This window comes from Flavobacterium sp. W21_SRS_FM3, assembly GCF_052113625.1.
Lineage (GTDB): Bacteria > Bacteroidota > Bacteroidia > Flavobacteriales > Flavobacteriaceae > Flavobacterium.
On sequence record NZ_JBGQOD010000002.1, the window covers coordinates 310,125 to 336,080 of the forward strand.

25 protein-coding genes are annotated in these 25,956 nt (G+C 35.4%); 19 read left to right on the forward strand and 6 right to left on the reverse strand.

What is annotated here, in order from left to right; translation table 11 throughout:
- Positions 1–166: 166 nt before the first annotated feature.
- The 10 genes from ACEN2K_RS04795 to ACEN2K_RS04840 all read left to right on the forward strand — a co-directional run bounded on the left by ACEN2K_RS04795 (position 167) and on the right by ACEN2K_RS04840 (position 13,744).
- Positions 167–3,238: a PAS domain S-box protein gene (locus tag ACEN2K_RS04795; protein WP_441758183.1), complete on the forward strand. Its 3,072-nt coding sequence runs from the start codon at positions 167–169 to the stop codon at positions 3,236–3,238.
- Complete coding sequence (locus tag ACEN2K_RS04800) at positions 3,225–3,611, forward strand: response regulator (protein WP_441758184.1); 387 nt, start codon at positions 3,225–3,227, stop codon at positions 3,609–3,611. Before ACEN2K_RS04795 ends, ACEN2K_RS04800 begins: the two co-directional genes overlap by 14 nt.
- A gap of 192 nt (positions 3,612–3,803) precedes the next feature.
- The gene (locus ACEN2K_RS04805) at positions 3,804–5,306 is read left to right on the forward strand and encodes a thymidine phosphorylase family protein (RefSeq protein WP_441758185.1); all 1,503 of its coding nucleotides are present in this window, start codon (positions 3,804–3,806) and stop codon (positions 5,304–5,306) included.
- A gap of 4 nt (positions 5,307–5,310) precedes the next feature.
- A complete protein-coding gene (locus ACEN2K_RS04810; RefSeq protein ID WP_441758186.1) occupies positions 5,311–6,177 on the forward strand; it encodes a ribose-phosphate pyrophosphokinase in 867 nt (288 codons plus the stop codon).
- 299 nt (positions 6,178–6,476) lie between these two features.
- Positions 6,477–7,259, forward strand: coding sequence for an MlaE family ABC transporter permease (locus tag ACEN2K_RS04815; RefSeq protein WP_441758187.1), 783 nt, complete (start codon positions 6,477–6,479; stop codon positions 7,257–7,259).
- A gap of 5 nt (positions 7,260–7,264) precedes the next feature.
- The gene (locus ACEN2K_RS04820; RefSeq protein WP_441758188.1) at positions 7,265–8,017 is read left to right on the forward strand and encodes an ABC transporter ATP-binding protein; all 753 of its coding nucleotides are present in this window, start codon (positions 7,265–7,267) and stop codon (positions 8,015–8,017) included.
- A gap of 8 nt (positions 8,018–8,025) precedes the next feature.
- On the forward strand, positions 8,026–9,012 hold the full coding sequence (locus ACEN2K_RS04825) for an MlaD family protein (protein WP_441758189.1): 987 nt from the start codon (positions 8,026–8,028) through the stop codon (positions 9,010–9,012).
- Between the two features lie 24 nt (positions 9,013–9,036).
- On the forward strand, positions 9,037–10,074 hold the full coding sequence (locus ACEN2K_RS04830) for a pesticidal protein Cry7Aa (RefSeq protein WP_441758190.1): 1,038 nt from the start codon (positions 9,037–9,039) through the stop codon (positions 10,072–10,074).
- Positions 10,075–10,085: 11 nt separating this feature from the next.
- Positions 10,086–12,308 (forward strand): glycosyltransferase, encoded by a 2,223-nt coding sequence (locus ACEN2K_RS04835; RefSeq protein WP_441758191.1) that lies wholly within the window; start codon positions 10,086–10,088, stop codon positions 12,306–12,308.
- A 209-nt stretch (positions 12,309–12,517) separates the two neighbouring features.
- Positions 12,518–13,744, forward strand: coding sequence for a sodium:proton antiporter (locus tag ACEN2K_RS04840; RefSeq protein ID WP_441758192.1), 1,227 nt, complete (start codon positions 12,518–12,520; stop codon positions 13,742–13,744).
- A gap of 60 nt (positions 13,745–13,804) precedes the next feature.
- Here ACEN2K_RS04840 and ACEN2K_RS04845 read toward each other — a convergent pair whose 3' ends face one another.
- Positions 13,805–14,932: a cysteine desulfurase family protein gene (locus ACEN2K_RS04845; protein ID WP_441758193.1), complete on the reverse strand. Its 1,128-nt coding sequence runs from the start codon at positions 14,930–14,932 to the stop codon at positions 13,805–13,807.
- An 87-nt stretch (positions 14,933–15,019) separates the two neighbouring features.
- Here ACEN2K_RS04845 and ACEN2K_RS04850 point away from each other — a divergent pair, with 87 nt between their 5' ends.
- A complete protein-coding gene (locus ACEN2K_RS04850; protein WP_441758194.1) occupies positions 15,020–15,976 on the forward strand; it encodes a hypothetical protein in 957 nt (318 codons plus the stop codon).
- 81 nt (positions 15,977–16,057) lie between these two features.
- Here the strand turns inward: ACEN2K_RS04850 and ACEN2K_RS04855 are convergent, their stop codons facing one another.
- Both ACEN2K_RS04855 and ACEN2K_RS04860 read right to left on the reverse strand, forming a co-directional pair.
- Positions 16,058–16,609, reverse strand: coding sequence for a Smr/MutS family protein (locus ACEN2K_RS04855; RefSeq protein WP_441758195.1), 552 nt, complete (start codon positions 16,607–16,609; stop codon positions 16,058–16,060).
- Positions 16,599–16,772: a hypothetical protein gene (locus ACEN2K_RS04860; protein ID WP_441758196.1), complete on the reverse strand. Its 174-nt coding sequence runs from the start codon at positions 16,770–16,772 to the stop codon at positions 16,599–16,601. Before ACEN2K_RS04860 ends, ACEN2K_RS04855 begins: the two co-directional genes overlap by 11 nt.
- Positions 16,773–16,885: 113 nt before the next feature.
- Here ACEN2K_RS04860 and ACEN2K_RS04865 point away from each other — a divergent pair, with 113 nt between their 5' ends.
- Positions 16,886–17,164 (forward strand): DUF2752 domain-containing protein, encoded by a 279-nt coding sequence (locus ACEN2K_RS04865; protein WP_441758197.1) that lies wholly within the window; start codon positions 16,886–16,888, stop codon positions 17,162–17,164.
- Positions 17,165–17,174: 10 nt separating this feature from the next.
- On the opposite strand, the gene ACEN2K_RS04870 is transcribed toward ACEN2K_RS04865, so the two are convergent.
- Positions 17,175–17,876: a DUF1003 domain-containing protein gene (locus ACEN2K_RS04870; protein ID WP_441758198.1), complete on the reverse strand. Its 702-nt coding sequence runs from the start codon at positions 17,874–17,876 to the stop codon at positions 17,175–17,177.
- Positions 17,877–18,210: 334 nt separating this feature from the next.
- Between ACEN2K_RS04870 and epsC the strand changes: the two genes are divergently transcribed.
- From epsC to ACEN2K_RS04890, 4 genes are all read left to right on the forward strand, one after another.
- Positions 18,211–19,002 (forward strand): serine O-acetyltransferase EpsC, encoded by a 792-nt coding sequence (epsC, locus tag ACEN2K_RS04875; RefSeq protein WP_441758199.1) that lies wholly within the window; start codon positions 18,211–18,213, stop codon positions 19,000–19,002.
- 1 nt (position 19,003) lies between these two features.
- On the forward strand, positions 19,004–19,891 hold the full coding sequence (gene cysM, locus ACEN2K_RS04880) for a cysteine synthase CysM (protein WP_441758200.1): 888 nt from the start codon (positions 19,004–19,006) through the stop codon (positions 19,889–19,891).
- 10 nt (positions 19,892–19,901) lie between these two features.
- Positions 19,902–20,351 (forward strand): GNAT family N-acetyltransferase, encoded by a 450-nt coding sequence (locus ACEN2K_RS04885; RefSeq protein WP_441758201.1) that lies wholly within the window; start codon positions 19,902–19,904, stop codon positions 20,349–20,351.
- 113 nt (positions 20,352–20,464) lie between these two features.
- Positions 20,465–21,451 (forward strand): aldo/keto reductase, encoded by a 987-nt coding sequence (locus ACEN2K_RS04890; RefSeq protein ID WP_441758202.1) that lies wholly within the window; start codon positions 20,465–20,467, stop codon positions 21,449–21,451.
- A gap of 59 nt (positions 21,452–21,510) precedes the next feature.
- Here ACEN2K_RS04890 and ACEN2K_RS04895 read toward each other — a convergent pair whose 3' ends face one another.
- A complete protein-coding gene (locus ACEN2K_RS04895) occupies positions 21,511–21,921 on the reverse strand; it encodes an OsmC family protein (protein WP_441758203.1) in 411 nt (136 codons plus the stop codon).
- Positions 21,922–22,216: 295 nt separating this feature from the next.
- Here ACEN2K_RS04895 and ACEN2K_RS04900 point away from each other — a divergent pair, with 295 nt between their 5' ends.
- From ACEN2K_RS04900 to ACEN2K_RS04910, 3 genes are all read left to right on the forward strand, one after another.
- Positions 22,217–22,864 carry an SGNH/GDSL hydrolase family protein gene (locus tag ACEN2K_RS04900; protein WP_441758204.1) on the forward strand — a complete coding sequence of 216 codons (648 nt, stop codon included), beginning with the start codon at positions 22,217–22,219 and terminating at the stop codon, positions 22,862–22,864.
- Between the two features lie 127 nt (positions 22,865–22,991).
- The gene (locus tag ACEN2K_RS04905; protein WP_441758205.1) at positions 22,992–23,375 is read left to right on the forward strand and encodes a hypothetical protein; all 384 of its coding nucleotides are present in this window, start codon (positions 22,992–22,994) and stop codon (positions 23,373–23,375) included.
- A gap of 101 nt (positions 23,376–23,476) precedes the next feature.
- Positions 23,477–23,923 carry a VOC family protein gene (locus ACEN2K_RS04910; RefSeq protein ID WP_441758206.1) on the forward strand — a complete coding sequence of 149 codons (447 nt, stop codon included), beginning with the start codon at positions 23,477–23,479 and terminating at the stop codon, positions 23,921–23,923.
- A 57-nt stretch (positions 23,924–23,980) separates the two neighbouring features.
- On the opposite strand, the gene ACEN2K_RS04915 is transcribed toward ACEN2K_RS04910, so the two are convergent.
- Entirely contained in the window at positions 23,981–25,828 is a 1,848-nt protein-coding gene (locus tag ACEN2K_RS04915; protein WP_441758207.1) for a CocE/NonD family hydrolase, read from the reverse strand.
- Positions 25,829–25,956 lie beyond the last annotated feature (128 nt).

The window sequence follows — 25,956 nt, forward strand, 5'->3', positions numbered from 1 at the left end:
CCTTTATATTTACTAAACACCTAGTTAAGTATGAGGATTAATCCCATTAACTATCATGAGTTTTTATGAAAACCTGTGCTATTGTAGGCCATTTATAAAAAATTAATAGCACAAGATGGAGTGTAAAACCTCTTTCATTTTTAATACCATTAAGTAATTAAACAATATGAGTTACCTTAAAAAAGAGTTTTATGAACTTTTAAAAAACGATTTTTCAGTTTTTGATTTTATTCAAGAATGGGGAGTTGATGGTTTATCCTATAGAGATATTGAATATGAAGAAAATGAATGGATTAATTCTAAATTTTGGTCAACGCTCGGTTATGATTCGACTGAAATGCCTAATAGAACTTCCGCTTGGCAAAAAATAATCCATCCTGATGATTTGAAAAAAGCGAGTCAAGTTGACATTGTGGAATTTGACGAGATTTTAAGGTACAAACATAAAAATGGCGGACTGGTAACAGTTAGATGTAAAGCCATACCTATTAAAGATAAAGACGGACTGGTTACAAGAATTTTAAGTGCTCACACTAAAATAAGTCATAAAGAAGAAAATAATGCTGATGAAGAAACTTTAAAACAACAGCTTGATAAATATATTAAACAAGAAGATTTTCTAAAAAAGTGTAACGAAGCAGCACGTATCGGCTACTGGGAAGTAAATCTACTAAATCAAAGTTTATACTGGAGCGGTATGACCAAAGAGATACATGAAGCTGCTTTAGATTTTGAACCGGATTTAGAAACTGCGATTAATTTTTATAAAGAAGGGGAATCAAGAGATTTAATTACTAAATCTTTCGGACGTGCAGCTGCAGAAGGTATTCCTTTTGATCATGAATTACAAATTGTGACCCTAAAAGGAAATATAAGATGGGTTCGCTCTATAGGACAAGCGGTTTTTTCTGATGGTACGTGCACTCGTGTATATGGTACTTTTCAAGACATCACACAAGTAAAAAATTCTAACATTGCATTAATACAAGAAAAAGAAAAATTATTAAGTGTCATCGAAGGGACCAATGCGGGAACTTGGGAATGGAATATTCAAACTGGAGAGACAAATTACAATGAACTTTGGGCAAAAATATTGGGGTATTCCCTCAAAGAATTAGAACCTATTAGTATAAAAACCTGGAAAAATTTAGTGCACCCAGATGATTTAGAAAAATCTGATCAGCAATTGAAAGATTGTTTTGATAAAAAAACAGAATATTATAATTCAGAATACCGTATGCGTCACAAAGACGGGCATTACATCTGGGTTTTAGACAAAGGTAAGGTGATTAGCTGGACTAGTGACGGCAAACCACTGATGATGTTTGGCACCCAATACGATATCACGGAGCAAAAAAAAATTATCAATAGAAATATTGTATTTATCGAGCAAACCCCTACCGCTATAGCGATGTTTGATAATAATATGCGTTACCTAGCCTCTTCAGAAAAATGGAAAGAAGATTACAATCTTAAAGACAAAACAATTATTGGAAAATCCCACTATGAACTCTTTCCAGAAATTGGAACTGAATGGAAAAATATTCACCAAAAATGTTTGAATGGATTTGCTGAAAAAAGAGACGAAGATAAATTCATACGTAAGGACGGCACCGTTCAATGGTTAAAATGGGAAGTCAAACCATGGTACAATGATAATGGAACCGTTGGCGGCCTAATTATGTATACTGCGGATATTACAGCTCGAAAAAAAACCGAAGAACAGTTGCGTATTAGTGAAGAAGCCTTCCGTGGTAACTTTGAGAATGCCGCTATTGGAATGGCCTTATTAGATGAAAAAGGGAATTGGCTAAAAGTAAACCGCAGCCTTTGCATGATGTTAGGCTATTCTGAACAGGAATTAATGGTTCAGAGTTTTCAAGACATTACCCATCCTGATGATTTACAAGCTGATTTAAAATTACTAGACGAACTTGTAAAAGGTAGGCGGTCATTTTACCATATGGAGAAAAGGTACATTTGTAAAAACGGCCGTATCATAAATATTATTTTAGCCGCTTCACTAGTACGAAATACAGAAAATCATCCTTTGTATTTTATTTCTCAAATTATAGACATCACACCACAAAAAAATGCAGAAAGAGAATTAGCAGACACTATATCAAAAATGCAAAGTTTAATAGAAGCTAGTACTCAGGTTTCTATCATCGAAACTGACAAAAAAGGAAACATTACTACTTTTAACAAAGGAGCAGAAAACCTTTTAGGATATAGTAAAGAAGAGGTGCTATTCAAACAAACTCCTGCGCTCATTCATTTAAAAGAAGAAGTTGCAGCAAGAGCTCTAGAAATTAAAACTAAATACAATGATATAGTAGAAGGTTTTAAAGTATTTACCTATGCCGCTAATAAAGGAGAATACGACACTCGAGAATGGACCTATATTAAAAAAGATGGCACTCAGTTCCCAGTTCAACTAACCGTGACTGCCATAAAAACTGAGGGTAAAATCACAGGTTATTTGGGTATAGCCGTAGATATTAGTTATATAAAACAAACCGAAAAAGAAATACAATCTTTGCTGTTAGTAACCAAAGATCAAAATGAAAGATTAAAGAACTTTGCACATATAGTCTCCCATAATCTACGATCTCATTCTGGAAATATAACGATGATGTTAGATTTATTAAATTTTGAATTTCCAGAATTGTCAAAAAATGAGTTCATACAACTTTTAGGAACTGCTTCTGAAAATTTGAAAGAAACGATTACCCATTTAAATGAGGTGGTATTAATAAATACTTCGTTGAGTGAAAATCTACAAAACTTAGAATTGCGAGAGTACATGGATAAAACCATAAAGAATGTTTCTGTTATTGCCCAAAAAGCAGAAGTACAAATTTATAATGAAATTGATCCTGATGTGAAAATCCAAGCTATTCCAGCTTATCTCGATAGTATATTACTCAATTTTATTACAAATGGAATTAAGTACAGGTCAGCTGATCGAGATAGTTTTATAAAAATATCCTCAACGATAAATGATGACTTCGTTATTTTAAGTATTGAAGACAATGGCATCGGAATCGATATGAAAAAAAATAGAGACAAACTTTTTGGGATGTATAAAACCTTTCATTCCAATAAAGATGCTCGAGGTATTGGGTTGTTTATTACCAAAAACCAAATAGAAGCCATAGGTGGTAGTATAAAAGTAGAGAGTATACTAAATAAGGGCACAACTTTTAAAATATATTTTAAACATGAAAAAAATTGATATAGCTTGTATAATAGATGATGATCCAATTTTTATTTTTGGGACCAAAAAAATTATGCAAATAGCAAATTTTTGCGAAAGTTTTATGATTTTTCACAATGGAAAAGAAGCTTATGATAAGTTAAAAATAATAATAGAAAATGGTAGTAAATTACCTGATCTTATCTTGTTAGATTTAAACATGCCTATCTGGGATGGTTGGCAGTTTCTAGATGAATTTGTAAAAATCCCTAATGAAAAGATCATCACAATTTATATTATCACCAGCTCTGTGGACCCTGCAGATATAATAAGAGCTAAATCGTATGACAGGGTTAGTAATTATATCGTGAAACCTATAACCATGGAAGAGTTAAAAAAAATACTGTCCTAAATTTATTTTATTTCATTAGCTAATTTATAGTTTGGATATCCCCCCTATCTTTAATAAACTAAAATTATTTTGAATCAGCATTTAACTATATAATTGTTGTCTTTGTCAGACCGCTTAAAAAAATAATGCGATAGCGCTACTTTGTACAGTTTAGCTTGTTTAGGCAGTTATTAATCTTTAAAACAAATTAAAATGGCCGCCAACTTTAACAGCTTAAAACTAATTCGTCTAGGTATCGAAACCCAGAAAGAGTATGTCGTTTTTATGCGTTTTGACTGCACGATATGCAAATCAGAAGGTTTTGAGGCACTTAATAGAATAAAAGTATCGGTAAATAACAAGTCAATAATCGCTACGCTATATATTATCACAGATGGTATTCTGGAAACTGGGAAAGCGGGTTTATCTGAAAGTGCTTGGCGGTTTTTGGGAGCCAAAGAAGGTGATGAAGTCACTTTTGCACATGTACAACCTGTGGACTCCATGAGACATATTCGGTCTAAGATGTATGGCGAACAACTGGATGATTCAGCATTACAAAACATCATCACTGATATTGTAAATGGTCAATATTCTAATATTGAAATCGCCGCTTTTATAACAGCCTGCGCTGGCGACAACCTTAATATTCAAGAAATTATTGGTCTAACTAAAGCAATGGTCAATACTGGTAAAAAATTAACATGGAACCATAAAATTATAGTCGACAAACATTGTGTAGGAGGACTTCCAGGCAATCGCACTACTCCAATTGTTGTTGCTATTGTGGCGGCACATGGACTAACTATTCCTAAGACTTCTTCCAGGGCAATAACTTCGCCTGCAGGAACGGCAGATGCACTAGATACAATGACAGTGGTCAATTTAGATATCAACCAGATTAAGAAAGTCGTAGAAAAAGAAAATGGTTGTTTTGTTTGGGGTGGATCCATAAAATTAAGTCCCGCCGATGACATTTTAATTCGGATTGAAAGAGCCCTAGATGTGGATAGTGAAGGTCAAATGATAGCATCCGTATTATCTAAAAAGATTGCAGCAGGATCTACACATGTAGTCATTGATATCCCGATAGGAAAAACAGCCAAAGTTAGAACAGAGGAAGATGCTGAAAAACTCAAATATTATTTCAATGTGGTAGCCAAAGCTCTTGGGTTACAAATTAAAGTACTTTTTACAGATGGCTCTCAACCTATTGGTAAAGGCATTGGTCCATCTTTAGAAGCCATCGATGTATTAAGTGTATTAAGAAATGAAACAGAAGCTCCACAAGATTTAAAAAACAAATCGTTACTAATTGCTGCCAGCATCATTAATCTGGCTGACAAAGAACAAAAAAATAACGGACTCACAATTGCTGAGGAGATACTTGCAAGCGGAAAAGCATATAATAAATTCTTAGCGATTTGTCAGGCACAAGGTGGGTTCAAAGAACCTACAACCGCTCCTTATAGCCAAGACATCAAAGCTGTAACCTCTGGAACGGTTACACAAATTGACAATAGAAGGTTAGCCAAAATAGCAAAGTTAGCCGGTGCTCCACAAGATTTAACTGCTGGTATTATCCTTAAAACTCCTTTGCAAACTAATGTCAAAGCGGGAGATACTTTGTTTACCATTTTTTCTGAATCCAAGGGAGAACTTAATTATGCTTTGAAATATTTAGAATCTCAAATAGGTATCATTTTAATACAATAATCTGATGAAAAAGATATTTTTTGCCCTTCCAGGAAATGAAATTATGGCTGATTTACTAATCTGCAAGCAGCATGGAGAAAAGGGTGAATTTACGTTGCGTCATTTTCCTGATGGAGAAACCTATATCCGTATTTTATCAGAGGTTAAAAATAAAGAGGTTGTGATTGTATGCACACTCAATCAACCTGATGACAAACTACTCCCACTCTACTTTTTGGCTAAAAACTGTAAAGATTTAGGTGCAAAAAAAATAATACTTATAGCGCCGTACCTAGCTTATATGCGCCAAGACACCATTTTTAATCCGGGTGAAGCGGTTACCTCAACTTATTTTGCCAGTTTACTATCTAGTTTTATAGATTCTTTAATTACGATTGATCCCCATCTACACCGCCGAAGTACGCTCAGCGAAATCTATAATGTTCCTACTAATGTAGCTCATGCAGCAAACCATATCGCTGACTGGGTTAAAAAAAACGTCGTGACTCCGCTATTTATTGGTCCTGATAGTGAAAGTGAACAGTGGGTTGCTAAAGTAGCCGAGGATGCCCAAGCCCCTTTTTTAATACTTTCAAAAATCAGGCATGCTGATGACGAGGTAGTAATTTCTATTCCGGATGTATCACTTTTTAAAAACCACACCCCTATATTAGTCGATGATATAATTTCTACTGGCCGAACTATGATGGCTACCATTGCACATTTAAAAAAGGCCGAAATGCAACCGCCTATTTGTATTGGCGTCCATCCTTTATTTGCTGGAAATGCTTATCAAGACCTGCTCCATGCGGGCGCCAATACAATCATAAGTTGCAATACCATCCAGCATGTAAGTAATCATATAGACATTTCTGATTTGTTGCTGCCTTAAACCTACTCGATTAAAATACAAAGCGCTTTTTGTCATACTATTTCTTTCAAACTTCACCCTCTCTATCCTTAAATCTGAAGTCCCTATCATTTTAACAGCCAACTTAAGATAACAATATGTAAAAACAGGAGATTTGATAGTGGGTACTATTATTTTTAAAAGCTTGGCGTTCATTGCTGATTTTTTCGATAAAAGCACCTATAAACTCGGTAAACAATACCCTAAATTACTGATAATAAGCATAATAATTGTATATTTGAGTAGCACGCATTTGTTAAGCAATTAATTTAGCACTACCTATGGATAGCCTTTTAAAAATCACTGAAGCCATTAAACGTTTTTTACTAGAGATAGGCGAACTTTCCTATTTTGCGGGACGTTTTTTTAGACAGCTTTTTAAAAGACCCTTTGAATTTAAAGAATTTATTCGGCAATGTTACTATATGGGAAATCGGTCTTTATTGTTAGTTGCAGTTACAGGATTTATTATTGGTTTGGTTTTTACATTGCAGTCAAGACCCACCTTGCAAGAATTTGGTGCAGTGTCTTGGATGCCCTCTATGGTGAGTATCTCGCTCATAAGAGAAATAGGCCCTATTATAACCGCTTTAATATGTGCCGGCCGAATAGGCTCTGGGATTGGTGCAGAAATAGGTTCGATGAGAGTTACAGAACAAATTGACGCTATGGAAGTATCGGGTACTAATCCCTTTAAATACCTTGTCGTTACCAGGATTTTAGCTACTACTTTCATGCTGCCCATTTTAGTTTTTTTTGGTGATGCTATTGCCATTTACGGTTCGTTCTTAGTAGAAAATATTAAAGGGAATGTCTCTTTTTTGCTGTATTTCAACCAAGTTTTTGATGCCTTAGAATTTAGTGACTTAATTCCCGCAACGATAAAAACATTCTTTTTTGGTTTTGCCATCGGTCTAGTAGGTTGCTTTAAAGGATATTACTGTAAAAAAGGAACGGCAGGTGTGGGAGTTGCTGCTAATTCGGCTGTAGTATTTACTTCGATGCTGCTTTTTATAATAGATTTTGTTGCTGTATTTGTTACGGATATATTTTATGACTTATAATGCTTATGGACAATCAACCATCTCATATCGAACCAATAATTAATATTAAAAATTTAAAAAAAAGCTATGGTGAAAATCATGTGTTGAATGGTTTTAATATGCACCTAAATGAAGGAGAGAATTTAGTGATTATGGGCAAATCTGGTTCAGGAAAGTCAGTAATGATTAAATGCCTTATCGGTTTAGAAAGAGCTGATGAAGGAACTATTGAAATTATGGGGCGAGATATTAGTACACTCGATAGAACAGCATTAGACGAATTAAGAACTGAAATAGGATTTTTATTTCAAGGAAGTGCGCTGTACGATTCGATGACCGTTAGAGAAAATTTAGAATTTCCGCTGCGCAGGCATACTAAAAAATTTGGTGTACTAAAAGACACGACACCTCTAGTAATGGAAGCACTTGAGAATGTTAGCCTGGCGGATGCCGTTGACTTAATGCCAGTAGAGCTATCTGGAGGAATGAAACGGAGGATCGCATTAGCGAGAACACTGATTCTACAACCTAAAATAATATTATATGACGAACCCACAACGGGACTGGATCCCATAACCTCAAAAGAAATTTTGATTCTTATGAAATCCATTCAAGAAAAATACAATACCTCAGCAATAATCATTACCCACGATGTCGACTGTGCTCGCGTTATATCTAATAGAATGATTTTACTAGTGGATGGAATTAATTATGCCGAAGGAACATTTGCTGAATTATCAAAATCAACTGACCCTAAAGTTCAAGCGTTTTTTAAATAATTACAACTATGGAAAAAACAACATCACAAAAAATACGTCTCGGCCTTTTTATTACATTGGGTTTATTACTTTTTGTAACTGCCATTTATTTCATTGGCGATAAGCAAAAGTTATTTGGTCAAACCAGTCACTTAAAAGCCATCTTTAGCAATGTAAGTGGCCTACAGCTGGGGAATAATGTGCGCTATTCTGGTATTAATGTAGGGACTGTTCAGTCTATCGAAATGCTCAACGATACTACCATTAGCGTTAATATGATCATTGACAAAGCGATTTTTAAGCATATTAAAAAGGATGCCATTGCTACCATAGGATCTGATGGATTAGTGGGAAGTATGATTATTAATATACTCCCAGGAAATGGTTCTCAGATTCCCATAGAAGCAGGAGATGAGATACAGTCTGAAGATCGGGTGCGCACTGATGACATTTTAAATACTTTGAGCAAAACGAATGAAAATGCAGCCCTACTAACAGTTGATTTACTTAAAATTACTAAGGATATTACGGATGGAAAAGGTTCTGTGGGCGCTTTAATAAATGACACCGTAATGGCCAGAGATCTAAAAGAAACACTCCATTATTTAAAAATGACCAGCAAAGGAACCTCAGAATCTGTTGCTAATTTAAACAGACTCATTTCCTCTTTAAATAATAAAAACAATGTAATAGGGGTTTTAAAAGATACGGCTGTGGCCAATAATATAAAAACAGTTGTTTTGAATTTAGATCAATCATCAGCCGAAATTGATAAAGTGGTGCGCAATTTAAACCAAACGATTGTTAACATGAAAGATGGAAAAGGAGCCATAAACTACTTATCAAATGATCCCAATTTAGTTAGAAAAGTAGACTCAACCATGTCAAATATCAATGAAGCTAGCAAACGCTTAAATGAAAATTTAGAAGCTTTGAAACACAATTTCTTATTCCGAGGCTATTTTAGAAAGCAAGAAAGACAAAAAAAGAAAGAGGAAAGGCAAAATAGTAACTAATTAAGAGGCATTAAACGGTACACCATGATCACGATAGAAAAACTAGGAATAATTTTAAGTCCAACAAACTTAGCGTTTGAAAACATGGGCGTATTGAACCCAGCTGTCTATCAAGATAGAAATACAGTACATATATTGTATCGTGCAGTACAAGAAGGTAATTTTTCTACAATTGGTTATGCCAAAACTGAAGGCCCTTTAAAAATTATAGAAAGAAAAAAGGAACCACTAATCTCCAGAAATTTTGATTACGAATCACAGGGTATGGAAGACCCCAGAATAGTGAAACTAGATGGAGTGTATTACGTAACATATACAGCATATGACGGAATTAATGCGATGGGTGCCTTAGCTACTTCCAAAGATTTAATTCATTTTGAGAAGAAAGGAATTATCACTCCTCAAATAAATTATCAGGAATATGAAAATCACGTAAACTGCTGTAATCCCTCAAAGTTAAACCCAAAGTACCATCAATATTACAATCTGTTTTCCCAAATAGGTTTAGTAGGAGATGAAACCCGTTTACTAAGAGATAAGGACGTCGTGCTTTTTCCCCGAAAAATCAAAGGGCAATTTGTCTTATTGCACCGCATTTGGCCTGGAATTCAAATCGTGAAATTTGATAATTGGGAAGAACTAACCTTAGCTTTTTGGGAAGAATATTTAATGAACTTAACGGACCATATTATATTAGATCCAAAAGATCCCTATGAGGTAAATTATATAGGTGCGGGTTTACCACCTATAGAGACTCCTGATGGATGGCTCCTTATTTATCATGGAGTTCATGAAACCACTATTGGAAAAACCTACCATGCTAAAGCAGCTTTACTGCATTTAGATCATCCAGAGATGGAAATATCCAGATTACCCTACCCCTTATTCTCTCCTACTAAAAAATGGGAAAAAGAAGGTGTTGTCAATAATATTGTATTTCCTACAGGACATGCTTTGTTTGAAAATGACTTATACATCTACTACGGCGCCGCTGATAAACATATCGCTGTAGCAAAATTAGACATTCTCGAATTACTCCTAGAGTTAAAAAAGCAACCTTAAAAAAATAGACAATGAAAATTGAAAAAGGAATCAAAATGCTAATTGTAAGTTCCTACCCGCCTAGACAATGCGGACTAGCAACTTTCTCCAACGATATTGCAAATGCAATAAAAAATGTTTTTGGCGCTACTTTGCCTATTGAAGTATGTGCGCTACAAAATACGATCTCTACCTATGATTATGGACCTGAAGTAACCTACATTCTTCCCACAACCGAAGTGGATGAATACCGTAATGTAGCCGAAAAAATAAACACACGAGAAGACATCGCATTAGTTTGTATTCAACATGAATTTGGTCTTTTTGGAGGGGAATATGGTAACCATATCCTATCCTTTATTTTGGCTTTAAACAAACCTATTGTTATTATTTTCCATACTGTCTTACCCCATCCCGACGAAAGGCGAAAAAAAATAGTTCATGCCATTATTGATCTCGCTGATAAAGTGATTGCACTCACTCTTAGATCTAAAGAAATATTAGTTAAGGAATATGACAGTGACCCATTAAAACTACAAGTTATTCCGCATGGGAATCACAACATACTTTGGGAAGAAAAAGAACTTTTGAAAAAACAATATAATTATGCTGACCGAGTGGTGCTCTCTACTTTTGGTTTGATTAGCGAAAACAAAAATATCGAAACCATTTTAGAAGCACTGCCCAATGTAATTAAAGCATATCCTAAAATAATTTATTTAATTATTGGTAAAACGCATCCTGAAATTATCAAGCAACAAGGCGAAGAATACAGAACCAAATTAACTGATTTAGTACATGATCTACAGCTAGACAATCATGTATTATTTATTAATGAATACCTAGAATTAAAAAAGTTATTGCAATACCTCACCTTATCAGATATTTATCTTTTTTCTTCAAAAGACCCTAATCAAGCAGTGAGCGGAACCTTCGCTTATGCCATGAGTAGCGGCTGCGCCGTGATATCCACTCCCATTCCACATGCGGTAGAAGTATTAACCGATGGCAATGGCATTTTATTGAAAAGTTTTGATAAGCCACAAGAATTTACAGATGCGCTACTGCAATTATTAGAAAACGAAGAACAAAGAGTGCAAATGGCTCGCAATGCTTTTTCGGCAGCACATGCCTCCTCTTGGGAAAATATTGCTATCCAATACCGCTTGCTATTTGACCAATTAACCAATAGAGAAGATGATTTAAAATTTAGCTATCCTGAAATAAGATTAGATCATATTGAAAAAATGACAACGGACTATGGAATTTTACAATTTTCAAAATTTAGTGAGCCAGACCCTGAATCTGGTTATACTTTAGATGATAATGCCAGAGCATTAATCAATATGGTCATGTATCATAACATTTATAAAGAGGAAAAATCAATGCAGCTGGCCGCTATTTATCTCAGTTACATCGAAGGCATTCAGCGTGATAATGGCTGGTTTGACAATTATAAAGATTATGAACACAATTTGACTTCTCAAAATAATGAAGTAAATCTTGAAGATGCTAATGGAAGAGCAATCTGGAGTTTAGGGTTTGTTATCGCCTACAAAGATATACTACCATCCGATTTAGTTACTCGGGCAGAAAAGTGTTGGAACAAAAGAATAAAAAATATCCATGAAATTAGCTCACCACGAGCCATTGCTTATGCTTTAAAAGGGTTGTATCACTATTATCAAAGTTATCCTGATCCCGCTATAAAGGCGAGTATCGAAAAATTTGCTGATGAGCTACTGCATCATTATAACATCAATTCAGATAAAAATTGGTGTTGGTATGAGGACTATATGACCTATGCTAATAATGTCCTTCCAGAAGCAATGATGTTTAGTTATCTGGTGACCCGCAATCCTAAATACAAGAAAATTGCCGTGGTAACCTTCGATTTTTTATTGTCTAATTATTTTATGAAAGGACAATTAAAGGTGATTTCAAACCGAGGCTGGTTCAAGAAACAGAATGAAAGGGTTTTTCATGGAGAACAGCCCATTGAGGTTGCCACCACAATAATAGCACTAGACTTGTTTTATGAAGTCACAGCTAATCAAAAATATAAGGAACAGCTAAAATTAGCATTCGTGTGGTTTTTGGGGAACAATCATCTCAAACAAATCATGTATAATCCAGAAAATGGCGCTTCCTACGATGGACTAGAAGACAAACAAATAAACATCAATCAAGGTGCTGAATCGACCTTATGTTTCTTTAAAGCCCGACTGCTGATGGAAAAATACATAGAAGAGTAAATGAATTACTAGCTATAAAATTGAAAATGGCACGTTTTTTAAATCTGACATCCTTTAAAATTGAAATAAAGAATGATTAATAATAGACGAATTCAGCTCTAAATGAATAAATTTGTATTTTAACAATCAAATGTATTATCTTACATCGCCTGCAATATCATTTATAGCTAGGATTAGGCAGTCTAACTTAAAAAATTAATTATTTTTCTATGACAATTATAATTGCACTTTGTCTCTTGCTGTTAGTTGCTTACTTGTTTGATCTTACAGCATCTATGACAAAAATACCTTCAGTAATTTTGTTGCTGTTATTGGGCTGGATAGTGAGAGAATTTACTATTCTGTTTGATATAGATATTCCAGATCTCTCTTCGACACTTCCTATATTAGGAACAATAGGACTGATTCTTATTGTTTTAGAAGGTTCGTTAGAACTCGAACTCAATAAATCTAAAATTGGTTTAATTAAAAAATCATCGTTAGGAGCCTTTCTTCCATTACTGGTTTTGGCATTTTCTCTGGCCTACTTACTGCATTATTATGGCGGCTATTCGTATAAAGATAGTTTAACAAATGCAATTCCGTTTTGCGTGATTAGTAGTGCTATCGCTATTCCAAGTGTTAGAAACTTAAGCTCCAGTCAAAAAGAATTTATCATTTATGAGAGTAGTTTATCGGATATTTTTGGAGTGGTATTCTTCAATTTTATCGCTTTCAACTCTAGCTTTGGCTTGGACACTTTTGGCTATTTTTGCTTAGAGATATTAATTATCATTGCTATTTCATTTGTTGCCACCATATTACTTTCTTTTTTATTAAATAAAATTGACCACCATATCAAGTTTGTACCAATCATTCTGCTAATTATTTTGATCTATGAAATTTCAAAAATTTACCATTTACCAGCGCTGATATTCATATTGGTTTTTGGTTTATCCATTGGTAATTTAGATGAATTAAATCATTTTAAATGGGCGCAACGCTTCCGTTTGGATTTACTAAATAAAGAGGTTGCAAAATTCAAAGAATTGATAGTTGAAGCCACTTTTTTAGTGCGAGCGCTGTTCTTTTTATTATTTGGGTATCTGATTAAAACATCCGAAATCATCAATACGGATACCCTTATATGGGCGGTCGGTATTGTCTTTATCCTTTTTATTTTAAGATTAGTACAGCTTAAAATATCGAAAATACCCATGTTCCCATTATTATTTGTGGCTCCTAGAGGATTAATAACGATTTTACTTTTTCTTTCTATTACTCCAGAACACAATATCCTATTGGTAAACAAATCATTGATTATACAAGTTATTCTGCTAACAGCAGTGATTATGATGCTTGGTTTGATGATAACTGCTAAACAAAGAGAATCCATACTGGAAGAAAGAAGAAAAGCTAAAGAGAAAGCGTTGAAAGAAGGAGAAAGTATTGCTTAACCGCAGTTCACAAACAGTATATAAATAAAAAAATCCGCTAGTAGCGGATTTTTTTTATGTCTATTTCAGACTAGCTAAAGCCGCTAGTAACAAGTCGATATCTTCTTTTGTATTGTAATGACTCAGTGAGATGCGCAAACTTGGTTTCTTCAAATCCTCATCAGAAAGCATTTCTGCTAGCACATGTGAAGGCCTGATACTACCACTTTGACAGGCGCTACCCCGTGAGACCGCTATTCCTTTCATGTCTAAATGAAACAAAATCATTGCTGTTTTATCCTCAGAGAAAGGCAGTAAAACATTTACTATATTGTAGAACGTATTTGCGCCACCATTGATACTACAACCAGGAAAAGAAGCTTGCAGCTGCTGTATCAGGTACATTTTTAGATCCGAAATATACTGCTGTTCTTCTTCTAAATTTTCATACGATAAAGCTAAGGCTTTGGCCATTCCGGCTATTTGATGAACTGCTTCCGTTCCCGGACGCAATCCTTTCTCTTGCTCACCGCCATAAAACAGTGGCTGCAGCCCTGAATTTTTTCGAACAAAAGCAAAACCTACACCTTTCGGGCCATGAAATTTGTGTGCACTGGCTACAATAAAGTCAATAGGTAGCTTTTCTAAATCAATCTTGGTCTTACCAATGGATTGCACCGTATCTGAATGAAATAAAGCACTATGTTCTTTGCAAATACGCGCTACTCGTTCCAGATCTAAAACGGTTCCTGTCTCATTATTCACATGCATTAAACTCACTAAAGTCTTAGCTTCTGTTGCTAGTAATTCTACTAAGTGTGTTAAATCAATCGTTCCATCAGCCTTTACATTTACATAATCCACTTGAATATTAAATTCCTTTTGCAATACTAATACCGTATGCAAAACAGCGTGATGCTCAATTTTACTAGTGATAATACGACTTACTTTTAAGTCTTTAACAGCCGAACGTAGAATCCAGTTATCCGCTTCAGTACCACAAGAAGTAAATATGATTTCTTGTGCAGCTGCATTGATCTGTTTTGCAATCCCCTTTCGAGAAAGCTCTAAAACACTTTTGGAATTGCGTCCCAAGCTGTGTGTAGAAGAAGGATTTCCATAATGTTCTGTCATGACTGTTGCCATCTCTTGAACCACTTCTGGTCGTATAGCAGTCGTTGATGCGTTGTCTAAGTATACTTTTTTCATTACTGCAAAGTTATGAAATATCAATTGTGTATTCTCCAATATCAATTGTCATTTTTTTAGCTATTTTTGTACTAAATAAACAATACAATGAAAAGAGTACTAAGCCTACTAGTTTTTGCCTGGGCATTAAATGGCTGTGATGACGGTAATTTGATCCAAGAAGATATCAATTTTGAAGATGCAACAACCCAAAGTTGTAGCACAAATAATATTATTTATAAGTTAAATGATAAAGAAGCCTTGCTTCTTGAGATTCCACAAACTAGTTTTAAAAACGAACCATCTGGGGATATACCCACTACGCTAAGCATTAATGGAACTAATCGCGTGGTGTATCGTTTTTATAATGGTACAGTAACATCTGATAATATTTGTGAGACCATTCCTCCTGCTACACCTGTTGTAAACAATCAATGGAATGCCACTGACGGAACAATCCAAATAACAACAACGAGTGTTAAAACAGTAAATACGACTGAAAATAGTACCCGAATTAGTGGTTACAGTCATAATATTGTATTCAAAAATATCACTTTCGCAAAAGAGAATGGTACCCAAGTTTACGAAACATTTCCATTTGGCACTTATACTACTTCAGCAACTACGCTCCCATTTAACTTTGACAAGACCTTAGATAAATGTAGCAATTCTAATTTAGTTTACGACTTTACAACAAGTGAAGCTTTGATGCTCAATATAGATCCAAGCTTAATCGTTAATGAAATAACTGCGGCTAACGCTCCTAGAAAAGGACTTATTAGTGCTTCAAAAAACAGCTTAACATACCGTTTATTTGCCGATCTTTTAACCGGATCTTACTTTTGTAATGCGACAACACCTACTACTCCAGCTTTAAAAGAAGAGTGGAATGCGGTGGCCGGTGTAACTGATGTAAGTGGTATCGTAGAGGTCACAACAACTACAAATGGACCTAACAGTTTCAAGCATACAATCGTGCTAAAAAAGGTCACTTTTAAGAAAGGAAATAGCAATTTTTTACTAGGTGATAATTATATTTATGGCGACTTATTAACTACAAATTAAGCCCTATTTTTGAACCAAAAAGAACTAAAAAAAATCCCATTTGAAATTTTCAAATGGGAATTTTTTATCGTTTAAAAGGCTTTATTTACTGTTTTGTTTGATGTAAACTTCGGTTGCACCTTGACCGTATTTTTGATAATTAGCTTCTCTAAAATCTATGTTATCATAGCGGCCTAATAAAAAATCGAGCTCTGCTTTTAGAACACCTTCCCCCACACCGTGGATAAAAACAATTTTGGGAATGCGATTTTTAATCGCAAATTCCACATGCCTCTTTGCTGTTTCTGACTGCAAAGTTAAGATATCATAATTAGACATTCCTCTCTTGTTTTGCACCAATTTTTCGATGTGTAAATCAAATTCTGGGACTGGTCCATCCTGTCTGTCTTTGCGTTCCTTTACAAAACTTCGCGGTTTTGGGATTGCTTTTTCCTTTTTAATTTCATCTATATCAATTCTTTTAATAGAGTCCATTAAATTACTGGTGTCGTTTACTTTAAGTAATTCGTTGACATTAAATGTCATCATAAATCCATCCTCTGTTTCAATCGTAATTTCTTTGTCTTTAACAAGCATCACAATTCCGTTTATAGCTTCATCAAGCACAGAAACTTTATCTCCTTTATTCAACATCGTTGTCTTCTTTTTCTTGATTTTTACTCGGTGTTTTTGAACTAAGTTGCATCATTCCAAACATAAATACAACGATAGCAATCACGGTTATATATACATTTTTCTCTTCACTCACCTGCTGATAAAAAGCAACAACAATTGCAATTATCATTATGGGGATCATTAACTTTTTCATATCTTTATCTATCAGTTTCCAAAAGTAACAAATTTAAAAATAGCTTTGTTTATTAATAAATAAGATTCCTTTTTATTTCAATAAGCCTCAAAAAAAAACAGATGAATTTAGAAAAATACATGCTCCCTTGTTTAAGCAAAACACTCTTTGGAGTGGAGTGTTTAGGATGCGGATTTCAGCGCTCTTTTTTACTTTTACTTCAAGGGGAATTTGCTGCTTCTTTTGAGATGTATCCAGCCATTTTTACGAGCCTTATTTTTTTAATTTCCTGGGCTAGTACATTTGTTTTTAAAGGCATTTTTTCTCAAAAAACCATCATTATTTTAGCAGTAATAAATGCTGTTTTTATGATTGCAGGATATGGTTATCATCATTATTAAAAAATCCAGCTCACTTATTTATTCTACTCAAAATATCATTCATCATTTCGATTTGGATTTTTTGAATTTCAATAAGCTCTTCTTGTTGGTGCATGATTAAATGATCTAATTTTTCATGAAGCATTCTAATTTCAAGTTCTGATTTTAAATTAATCATATAATCTTTTTTTCCTCTTTCCCTGTCTTTTTCTTCCTGCCTGTTTTGACTCATCATGATCACGGGAGCCTGAAGTGCAGCAAGGCAAGATAAAATTAAATTTAGCAAAATAAACGGATAGGGATCAAAACCCTTATTGGTCAAAAAATAAATATTTACGAAAATCCAAATTAAAATAAATACTCCAAAGAGAATTATAAATTTCCAGCTTCCGCCAAAGTCGGCTACTTTATCAGCTACTATTTGACCATAAGTGCGCAGCTCTACTTCGTCCTCGACCTGACTTACCAATGATTTTTCTTCATCAAAATCAGCCAGAAGTTTAGACTCAATTTGAGAGAGCTCCCCTATCTCTTTCAGCAAGAAACCCGAAATGTATTTTTCGCGGTACATATTAAGTTCACTTACAGACAGGAACTGCTCGCTATTAAAATCAGGATAATCTTCTTTTATCAATGCCATAATGGGATTCCGGATCGTCTTTCCAGAAACCCTATTAGAAATTGAAAATTCTTTATGTGTCAGATCACTGCTAAAAGTGGTTTTGATTTTCATAACTATCGTATTAACTCCATGAATTTTCTTGAGGGCCAAATAAGATTTTAAATTTACAATAAAAATGCCTTCTTTTTTCTAGTCAAATTCTCCTATTTCTTTAATTGAAGTTAAAAAAAAGCCTATTCACAAAAGAGCCGAATAACTAGCGTATATAATCCAAAATACTTCAATATATTTGTAAAACATTATGTTAGCAAACACCCATATGTACACAAGCAACAACAATTTATTTTCTTTACAAGGTCTACAAACATCTTTGTACCATTGTTGTTGTCATTTCTAGATTACCGTTTACCACACCCTTTTCTATTAACATTTCAATCTTATAATCGTGACGAAAGAGCAGATTATCCAAAATATTAGTGCTTTAAAAAGCCATTCTTCCATTAATTATGGAATTAAAACAAAAACCGAAACTTTTACTGAGCAGTTGTTCTATACTTTGTTTGACGGCAACGCGCCTTTAGATCAAAGTATCGATGAACTCGAAAAACGTTTTAAAGAAATATCAGTAATAGCCTGCAAAAAGCCGCAAGGCATTTGCGATTCTATCTGGGAAGATTTTCTTGCAGCACTACCTTCAGTATTAGAAATGCTAAATCAAGATGCCCAATACATTTTAGAAAACGATCCAGCATCAAACAGCATAGAGGAAGTGTATCTTGCTTATCCTGGTTTCTATGCGATTGCTATTTATCGTTTAAGCCATGTGTTGTATAAATTAGACTTGTTATTATTTTCACGTTTAATGAGTGAATATGCCCACCGCATTACAGGAACCGACATTCATGCGGGTGCCGAAATAGCTTCTCCATTTTTCATCGACCACGCTACGGGAATCGTAATTGGAGAAACCGCGGTTATCGCTAAAAATGTCAAGATTTACCAAGGGGTTACGCTGGGTGCACTAAGTGTGAGTAAAGACATGAAAAATGCAAAAAGACATCCTACAGTAGAGAAAAATGTATGCATTTATGCGAATGCTACTATACTTGGGGGCGCAACTGTCATCGGTAAAAATAGCATTGTGGGTGGAAATGCTTGGGTGACTAAATCCATTCCTGCCAAATCCGTCGTATTAAACACCACTACAACTGAAGTAAAAATTAAAGAGATCAAATAATATGGAACCTCAAAAATTGGTTAACCTTATCGGAAATACACCATTAGTCATAGCAACTAACTTGGTTAAAAATAAAAATGTACAGTTATTATTAAAATTAGAAGGCAATAATCCGGGTGGAAGCGTTAAAGATAGAGCAGCTTACAACATGATTGTGTCGGCACTGGAAAGAGGAGATATTAAAAAAGGAGACAAATTAATTGAAGCCACCAGCGGGAATACTGGAATTGCTTTAGCCATGATTGCCCAATTATTAAATATCGAAATAGAATTAGTTCTTCCAGAAGACTCTACAAAGGAGCGTACCCAGACGATGCGTGCTTATGGCGCCACCGTAACTTTAACCCCTGCCAGTACAGGAATTATTGGCTCTAGGGATTATGCCGATAAAAAAGTCGCTGCTGGTGGCTATGTGATGTTGAATCAGTTTGCCAATGATGACAACTGGAAGGCGCATTATAAAACCACTGGACCCGAAATATGGAAGGATACCAATGGTACTGTTACGCACTTCGTATCTGCTATGGGAACTACAGGAACCATCATGGGAACCTCAACCTATCTAAAAGAAAAAAATCCAGCGATTCAAATTATCGGAGCGCAGCCTAGTGATGGCTCTCAAATACCAGGTATTAGAAAATGGCCACAAGAATACTTACCAAAGATTTTTGATGCATCCAAAGTAGACCAAGTAATTGAAGTAAGCGAAGAGGAAGCACGTACCATGACCAAACGTTTGGCACTTGAAGAAGGAGTTTTTGCCGGAATGAGCAGTGGTGGCTCAGTGGCAACTGCAGTAAAAATTGCCGAACAACTAGAGTCGGGTGTGATTGTAGCGATCATTTGCGACCGCGGAGATCGTTACTTATCGTCTGACTTATTCGACTAAAAGCATCACTATGATAAAGATTATTAGAACTACGCCTGAAAATACCGACTTCCTACAGCTGATACAGCTGTTAGACAAAGACATCGAACTGAGAGACGGTGAGGAACATGTATTTTATGCGCAGTTCAACAAAACGGATACTATAAAACACGCTATTGTTGTTTATGAAAATGATCGTGCAGTGGGTTGTGGTGCTTTTAAACATTATGAAGAGCAGGTCGCTGAAATTAAAAGAATGTATGTTAATTCTGAAGATCGTGGCAAAGGGATTGCCTCTAAGATCTTAAAAGAATTAGAATCTTGGGCTAAAGAAGAAAACTTCAATAGTTGCATCTTAGAAACGGGACACAGATTTCCAGAAGCTGTTGCTTTGTACAAAAAAAACGGATTTGCCATAACGGCTAATTACGGTCAGTACCAAGGTGTGGCGGACAGCATTTGTTTTCAAAAAACAATTTAAAAAACGGCTGTTTTAGATTAGGACAGAATTGAACAGCTATTAAGGCTACAACAAAGTAATTAAGACAGTGAATATTGATTAAGAAGCGTATTTGAATCTAAAACTAAAATAACATGAACTATAGAAAACTAGGTAAAATTAATTTGCACATCTCTGAAATATCACTTGGAACATGGCAAGTGGGTGGAAAATGGGGATCTTCATTTGATGATAAAAATGCAGATAAACTTATCAATACTGCTATTGACAACGGAGTGAATTTTATTGATACTGCTGATGTTTATGAGGATGGGTTAAGTGAAACGGCAGTAGGTAGAGTCGTACGATCCCGTTCAGAAAAAATTTATGTTGCCACTAAATGCGGTAGGCAAATTAATCCCCATACCAGTGAAGGCTACCAACCTAAAGTGCTGCAAAAGTTTGTTGAAGACAGCTTAAAAAGGACTGGATTAGAAACTTTAGATTTAATACAACTCCACTGCTCGCCTACGCAAGTGTATTACCGTCCTGAAATTTTTGAAATGTTTGATCGTTTGAAAGAGCAAGGTAAAATTCAAAACCTAGGGGTAAGTGTCGAAAAAGTGGAAGAAGGTTTAAAGGCTATTGAATATCCAAATGTAAATACGGTTCAGATTATATTTAATCTTTTCAGACAAAGACCTTCGGAGTTGTTTTTTAGCGAAGCAAAAAAGAAAGATATTGGAATCATTGCCAGAGTTCCGTTAGCCAGTGGCTTACTCACAGGTAAATTTGATGCTAACACTACATTTGATTCTCAAGATCACCGCAATTTCAATAGAAATGGAGCAGCGTTTGACAAAGGGGAAACTTTTGCAGGAATTGATTATGAATTAGGTTTAAAAGCGGTAGCCGCCTTAAAAGAGTTATTTCCAGATGTGCCTAATTTAGCTCCCATAGCATTGCAATGGATTTTAAGTTTTGACGAAATAAGCTGTATTATTCCTGGGGCTTCAAAAGTCAGCCATATAGAATCTAATTTATCCGTTTATGACTTACCAGAGTTAACTCCTGAAAAGATACAACAGATGAATGCGATTTATAAGCAATACATTAAACCCCAAGTTCACCAGAACTGGTAACGCATAAAAAAAGGCTCAATTTATAGTAAAATTGAGCCTTTCTATTTTAGTAAAAGTGCTTAAGCTAAAGTAGCTGTCGAACTAATTTTAGTATTCAATAATTTTGAAATCGGGCAATTTTTCTCTGCCTTAGTAACTAATTCTTGAAAAGCACTTTCGCTAATACCATTTACTTTGGCATTGACTGTTAAGTGAGAACTCACTACACTTCCATCTTGAAAGTCCACATCACATTTTGTTTCGATGCTATCAATTTCATGTCCTGCTTCTCCTATGTAAGCTGACAATTGCATTGTAAAACAGCCAGAATGCGCTGCTGCAATCAATTCTTCTGGGTTTGTCCCTACTCCTTCTTCAAAACGAGAACCAAAAGAATATTGTGTGTTATTTAATGTTGTACTTTGTGTCGATATTTTTCCAGCTCCCTCTTTTAGAGAACCAGTCCAAACTGCAGTTGCATTTCTTTTCATAATGTTACTTTTTTAATTTACTCAAATTTAAGGTTTTAAAAATGTAGTCTTTTATGTTCATTATTTTTTTAACGAAAATTTAAAATATGTTTTCCTAAAAACCCCAATACTACAGGCGAATCCCTTTTGGCTACAGCCCTAAAAATAGTATACTTCTAAATACCTGATGATTGTATCGTATGGATTAAATTCATAAGTTTGTTACACTAACCTAGTCGCAAAACGACTACTAACTAATCTGGTTACCATGAAAAATTTCAGATTACTACTTGGATTTCTTTTTATCATTTTCTGTATGTCACAAAAACTAACTGCTCAAGACTGGCCCAATTTAACTAAATACCAAAAACAAAATGCGCAACTTACGGTTCCCGCTGCGGGACAAAGTAGGGTCGTATTTATGGGGGATTCCATCACAGAGTTTTGGAGTACCGTAGATGGCAATTATTTTCAAAGTAAGAACTACATCAATCGAGGAATTAGCGGACAAACTACTCCGCAAATGCTGCTGCGTTTCAGAGCTGATGTAATTGCATTAAAACCCACTGTAGTGGTCATCTTAGCTGGAATTAATGATATTGCTGGGAATACAGGTCCTGCTAGCTTAGAAATGATTACTAATAATATCTTCTCGATGATAGAATTAGCCAAAGCTCATAATATCAAAGTAGTGCTTTGTTCCGTGCTTCCTGCTTTTGACTTTCCGTGGAAGGCAAATCAAGAACCGGCAGATAAAGTCACCGCTTTAAACAACCTTTTAATCAATTATGCCGATGCGCATAACATTCTGTATGTGGATTATTACTCGGCAATGGCTGATGATCGTAAAGGTTTGCCTCTAGCCTATTCTGATGATGGTGTGCATCCTAATAAAACAGGTTATCAAATTATGGAACCGCTTGTAGAAAATGCCATCACGCTGGCACTTTCTATGAAACAATAGGAAACTAAATAAACGTCTCTATAGCAGCTTATCCCAAAAATTCCTTTTAAAAATGGATAAGCTAAAATAAAATGCTTAAATTAGTAGTAACAAACTTAATACTAGATTGTTACACAATTGCAAAGCTATGAGAACGCTATTTTTCATCGGGTTATTATTTTGTACTGTTCTAAGCGGTTGTAGCTCAGAGGCGCCCGCTAGTCAGGAAGAAGAAATGCAGCAACTCGAAAAAAGCTATATCGAATTAGTTCAACTATCAACTAGCCAGCAATGCACAGATGCTTCTGAGTGGCATTTTACTGCTATAGGTTCAAAAGCCTGCGGAGGTCCTACCGGTTATATGGCCTATTCCTCAAAAATAAATACAGCGCTTTTTCTCGAAAAAGTAAAAATCTATACGAATGCCCAGCGCGATTTTAATACTAAATGGGGAATTAATTCTACCTGTGAAGTCGCCCCTGCCCCAATAAGTATTCAGTGTGAGAATGGAAAAGCCGTTTTAAAATACTAGCAATCGTTTTAAATACAATCGAGCGCACAGTATTAAAAAACTGCGCAACGATCTGCACTAATTTTAAAAAAAAATTAGCTACTAACTACAAACATCACATTATGGCAAGAGTAAGTACTTATCTTAATTTTCCTCGCAATACAGAGGAAGCTTTTACTTTTTACAAATCTATTTTTGGAGGCGAGTTTGCTGGCTACGGAATTGCTCGTTTCAGTGACATTCCCGCTGCCGAAGCAATGCCGCCTATTGCCGAAGCTGATAAAAACTTAATTATGCATATTGAGTTGCCAATCCTAGGAGGCCATGTATTAATGGCTACAGATGCTCCAGAAACAATGGGTTACCAGGTTAAATCTGGTAACAACGTACACATCAATCTAGAACCCGATACCCAAGCCGAAACCAATAGCCTATTTGAAGGTTTATCAGAAGGCGGTACGATTACTATGCCGTTGCAAATGATGTTTTGGGGATCGTACTTTGGTAGTTGCACAGATAAATTTGGCGTACACTGGATGTTCAACTGCAATGAAAAACAAACGCTATAAAACAACAAACCCAGTCACTGTAACAGGACTGGGTTGAATTTTATAGAGGGACTTCCGTTATTTTACAACAGTAAATATAATTTTAGAGTCGGCATAGACGCGCTGCGTTTGTTTCTTAAAGTCGGCTGCCTTAGCCTTAAAGATATTGTCTACATACGTTTGCGGATTCAAGTCAATAAACGGAAACCACGTACTTTGCACTTGTATCTGTATTTTATGTCCTTTCTTAAAGGTGTGCATCACATCTTGTAACTTGATATTTACGGCTGTTTTTTGATTCGGCACAAAAGGTTCTGGATTCACAAAACTATTTCTAAAACGCCCTCTCATAACCTCACTACGCACCATCATATGGTAATTGCTCATTTTTAAATAAGGAGCAATCTCTGGCGTTTCTGGTTCCTCATTAGGAAACACATCAATCACCTTTACAATCCAGTCGGCATCTGTACCCGAAGTAGCTACTTGCAGTTGGGCTAAAATTGCTCCCGCCAGCGTCGTGTCTTCATTCAATCTTTCTGTTTCAAAAACCAGTACATCTGGGCGTCTGGCAGCAAAACGCTGATCATCGGTCATGTATTTGCGAGGGGTAATTCCTTTTTGATTAATATCTTCAGTAAAAGGAACAGGCTTTTTAGGATCACTTATGAATTCTAGAAAACCTCCCGCTTTTTGTGCTTGGGTTGTCAGTTTATTTTCAGCCAAATAAAAACTTTCTTTAACGGTGTTTTTTGGAGGCCAAACGGCATAGGTTTTCCAGTCTTTAGTTCCTGTATCAAATACATAGGCTTCTGGTAATTTATTTTCCCCTTTTCCATTCTCTTTTAAGAAATGACGAAAAAAGTTGGCTTCAATATTCTTTTGATAAAAACTAGAAATGCTGTCCCCAAAATTGATATTCCCAATCGTCGCTGTTGCGGTATTTCTAGCCCAATCTCCATGGCTCCAAGGTCCCATAACAATAGTATTGTAATTAGAACTGCTTTTTTCAATGGTTTGATAGGTGTTCAAAGGACCGTATAGATCCTCAGCATCAAACCAACCACCTACAATCATCACCGCAGGTTTTATATCTTTTAAGTGCTGTAGAATGCCTCTTTTTTGCCAGAAATCATCATAATTAGGGTGTTCTTTTAGCTGTTGCCAAAATTCATTCTCTTTCCCATAATAGTTATCAAGGTTAGACAGCGGACCTGCATCTAGAAAAAACTGGTAATCATCCTTAGTGCCCATATCCGGGAATTGGTACCAAGCCTTAGTCACTTTTTCCGATTTTTGAATTCCGAATAAAGGCGTGGCTTTCCAATAACTCAATAAATAGGCGCCATTATGATGAAAATCATCAAAAAAGAAATCGCTAATACACGCCTGAGGCGAAACCGCTTTTAATGCCGGGTGCTTGCTCAATAGTGAATAAGTCGAATAAAATCCTGGGTATGAAATTCCCCAAACGCCGACATTTCCATTAGAATTAGCCACATTTTTAACCAGCCAGTCAATGGTGTCATAAGTATCTGAAGCTTCATCGACCTGATTTTTCCCTTCTTTATTAGGGATAAACGCGCGCATGTTGTCATACAAACCAGCGCTCATCCAGCGACCACGTACGTCTTGGTAAACGATGATGTAACCTTCGTTCATCATGGTTTCACTAGGACCAATGCTTTTTTTAAATTGATTTTCTCCATAGGGCGCACAGCTGTAAGGCGTGCGTTGCATGATAATAGGGTATTTTTTAGATGTGTCCTTAGGCGAATAAATGGCCGTAAATAAGGTAGCGCCATCGCGCATTTTAATTTGCACTTCTTTCTTGGTGTAATGTTGTCCCACAGTGCTGGGGCTGTTGTCTTGTGCAAATACGCTGCCAGTAAGTACTAAAAGCGCAATAAAGAATAATTTTTTCATGTAGATAATCGCTAATTATAGAACTGTAAATATATTTAGAATAATATCAATTATAAAATTTAGTTTAAGGTAGGAGTATAAATCACTAAAAGTGGGTATTGTGGGAATGGGTTTTAAATTGAATATTT